This is a genomic window from Olsenella massiliensis (assembly GCF_001457795.1).
Classification (GTDB): domain Bacteria; phylum Actinomycetota; class Coriobacteriia; order Coriobacteriales; family Atopobiaceae; genus Olsenella_F; species Olsenella_F massiliensis.
Genome location: NZ_LN898205.1, coordinates 1 through 1,265, shown reverse-complemented (window position 1 = coordinate 1,265; position 1,265 = coordinate 1). Strand labels below are relative to the sequence as shown.

Genomic DNA, 1,265 nt, shown 5'->3' with positions numbered 1-1,265 from the left:
GGGCCCGCAAGGGCCGGTGTCGCGACAGCGCGGGAGCGACCGATCAGGCGCCGATGGCGCTACCAGGGCATGGCCGGCTGGACGCGCGTCACGCCCGGCACGTGCTCCCTGAGGATGCGCTCGATGCCCTCGCTCATGTCATAGCTCGACATGGGGCAGCCCGCGCAGGCCCCCTGCATCTCGAGCGTCACGACGCCGTCGTCGTCGCAGTTGACGAGCACCACGTCGCCGCCGTCGGCCTGCAGGCTCTGACGGATGACCTCAAGGGTCGCGTCCAGGAGCTCTCGGTTGATCTTGGGGGCCTCCTGGGCCTTGGGAGCCTCCTGCGCCTGGGGGGCCTGCTCTGTCGTCTCGTTCTTGGCGTTCTCTGTCACGACGCTTCCTCTCCTGCGATGACGCGCCCCGGATCGGGGCGGCCTAAATCCTACCTATTGACGTGCATTTTTACGGAGTGTACCCCAAGAGCGGGCGGCCCTGTCAGGCGGGACGCCGCCCCGGCGAATCGCCGCGCGCCGGCGCTCATGCGATGGGCCGAAAGAGATGGCCGTCGCTCGCGCCTTCCAGACGGGGCGCGGGACGCTCGCCTTTTCCCACGGCACGGACGGCCCGAACGACGCGCGCGACGGCGGAGGCGGCCTCCTCGGCAGAGAGCAGCGTGCAGTCGGCCATGAGACGCGTGACGCCGGCGGCGAGGTACGCCCCCACCTCCGGAGTGGCGTCCAGCGGGCGGGCGGCGTAGATGCGGCTGCGACCCTCAAGGTCGGTGCGGACGGGAAGGAGCTGACCCTTCCTGTCACGCAGCGAGAGGCGCTGGGCCCTCAGGGCGCAGCGGGCGCAATCGTGGATGCAGCGGCCGGCCGTCTGGAGCACGCAGTGCTCGCTCGTCATGGCCCGGGGCCTGCCACTGACGACGACGCCGCAGGGCACGACCGCCATGCGTCCGAGGTCACAGGCCTCTTGGAGCGTGAGCTCGCCCGAGAGCCAGAAGCCCCGAGCCCCCGCCTGCTCGAGCGCCACGAGGCAGCTCTCGTTGTGGACGGGGATGCAAGGGCGCACCTCCGCCTTGGCGCCGCGCTCCGCGGCAAGCGCAAGCTCGCTCACGTTGCCCACGGCGCAGGGCTCCCCCGCGCGCACGAGCGGGTCCAGGCGGGCATGGTCGCCCTCGCGACACACCTCGTCGAGCCAGGGAATGGGCTCCGTCCTTCCGGGCCAGGCCCTTCCCGCGCGCTCGGCGCCGGCCAGCGCGTCGGCGGTGGCATAGAGGC

2 protein-coding genes are annotated in these 1,265 nt (G+C 71.9%); both read right to left on the bottom strand.

Annotation, left to right across the window (positions count from 1 at the left end):
• Positions 1 to 59: 59 nt before the first annotated feature.
• Positions 60 to 293: a NifU family protein gene (locus BN3001_RS00080; protein WP_058269808.1), complete on the bottom strand. Its 234-nt coding sequence runs from the start codon at positions 291 to 293 to the stop codon at positions 60 to 62.
• A 226-nt stretch (positions 294 to 519) separates the two neighbouring features.
• The coding region (locus tag BN3001_RS00075) for a U32 family peptidase (protein WP_197407423.1) at positions 520 to 1,265 on the bottom strand (746 nt) is incomplete at its 5' end.